Annotated in this window: 1 protein-coding gene; it reads right to left on the bottom strand. The window is 74.9% G+C overall.

Annotated features, from left to right (window positions below; translation table 11 throughout):
• Window positions 1-2,083: AAA family ATPase (locus HW445_RS28220; RefSeq protein WP_180223687.1), on the bottom strand; the 2,083-nt coding region annotated here is incomplete at both ends.

Below are 2,083 nucleotides of genomic sequence, written 5' to 3'. Positions count from 1 at the left end.
CCAGCTGTAGACGACCGCCCCCGGCGGCAGCCCGGCGTCCAGCGCGGCCAGCAGGACGGCCCGCGCCTCCTCGGTCCGGCCGTGGGCCGAGGCCAGCAGCAGCCTGGTGCGGGCCATCGGAAGGGACTCCTGCGGCAGCCGGTCACTGGTGCCGAACAGCTCCCGCGCCTCCTCCAGCAGGCCCGACGCCTCCTCGACCTCGCCCCGGTGCAGCGCGACGAGGGCGGAGATCAGGCGGCCTATCCCCTGCGGCTTCGCGGCGTGCCCGATCCGCTGGGTCTTCTCGTCGGCCCGCAGCGCGTCGTCCCAGTCGCCCACCGAGTACAGCGCCTCGGCGAGGTTGGCGTGCACCCAGGCCCGGGAGACGACCAGGCCGTTGCGCTTGGTGAAGGCGGCGCCCTCCTCCAGCATCGCCACGGCCTCCCGGTACCGGCCCACCGACTCCAGTTCCGACGGCAGGTTCACGTACACCCGGGCGGCCTGGTCGGCCAGCCCGGCGGCGATCGCCTCCTCCTTGACCGCGTACAGCTCCCGCAGTCCCCCGGCCACGTCTCCGGAGTGGAAGCGCAGGCAGCCCAGGGTGGCCCGGGCGTTCAGCTCGGCGGGCAGCGCGCCGAGCATGCGGGCGTACTCGACGGCGTGCTCGGCGGAGGCGATCGCCTCCGGCCCCTGGTGGCGGACCATCGCCCAGGCCGCCGAGTGCGCCAGCACCCAGGCGCGCACCCCGGACGGGGGCAGCCCGCGGGTCAGCTCCCGCGCCTTGTCGAGTTCGGCCCGCCCGTCACCGCGTGCCAGCGCCTGGACCAGCAGCGAGGTCTGGTTCCAGAACCAGGCGGCACGCAGCGGGTCCCGGTTCTCGTCCAGCAGTTTCAGGGCCCGCCGGGCCAGCTTCAGCGCCCGGTCCCGCTCCCCGCACAGCCGGCCGGCGATCGCGGCCTGCGAGAGCAGGTCGATGTAGTCGAACCCCTCGGACCGCTCGCCGGGGCCGAGCAGCAGCATGTCCTCGAACTCGGCCTCCCGCAGCCCGCCCCGGACCTCCGGCGGCGCGATGTCCCACAGCTCCAGCGCCCGCTCCAGCAGCTGCAGCTGCTCCGCGTAGGCACGCCGGCAGCTCGCCTCCAGGGCGGCCTCCAGCACGGCGGGCAGCGCCTTGGCGGCGTCGTGGGCGCAGTACCAGTAGCCGGCCAGCCGGGTGACGCGCCGGTCGGGGGCGACCAGGGTGGGGTCGGCCTCCAGCGCCTCGGCGAGGCGTCGGTTGATCCGGGCCCGCTCGCCGGGCAGCAGGTCGTCGGCGACGGCCTCGCGGACCAGGGAGTGGCGGAACCGGTAGCAGTTCCCCTCCACCTCGGCGAGCAGCAGGTTGGCGCCGACGGCGGCCCGCAGCGCTTCGTCCAGCCGGTCCTCGGGCAGCTCGACGACGGCGGCGAGCAGGCGGTGCTCCACCGAGGAACCGGCCTCGGCGAGGATCCGCACCACCCGCTGGGCCTCGTCGGGGAGCCGCTCGACGCGCACCAGCAGCAGGTCGTGCAGTGATTCGGCACTGTCCGAGCAGGCGAGTTCCTCGACGAAGAAGGCGTTGCCGTCGGAGCGGCGGTAGATGTCGTCGACGCGGTCGGAGGCGGGCGCGGCGCCCTGGATGCCGGTCAGCTGGCGGGCCACCTCGTCGCGGCTGAAGCGGGCCAGCTCGACCCGGCGCACGGTGCGCAGGCGGTCCAGTTCGGCGAGGAGCGGGCGCAGCGGGTGGCGGCGGTGGACGTCGTCGGAGCGGTAGGTGGCGAGGACCAGCAGACGGCCGGTGCGCAGGGTGCGCAGCAGGTACGCGAGGAGGTGGCGGGTGGAGGTGTCGGCCCAGTGGAGGTCCTCGATGACGAGGACGACGGTCCGGGCGGCGGAGAGGTCCTCCAGCAGGCGGGCGATCAGCTCGAAGAGGCGGGCCATGCCCTCGTCGTCGTGGCGTCCGGGCACGGCGTCGCCCAGCTCCGGCAGCAGGCGGGCGAGTTCGTCCTCCTGGCCGGCGGCCGCGGCGGCCAGCTCGTCGGGCAGTTCACGGCGCAGCACCCGCAGGGCGGTGGAGACGTTTTTT

It is taken from the genome of Streptomyces sp. UH6 (assembly GCF_013421635.1).
GTDB classification, from domain to species: domain Bacteria; phylum Actinomycetota; class Actinomycetes; order Streptomycetales; family Streptomycetaceae; genus Streptomyces; species Streptomyces abyssomicinicus.
The sequence above is the reverse complement of the archived record's forward strand: the minus strand, read 5'-3'. Positions and strand labels throughout refer to the sequence as shown.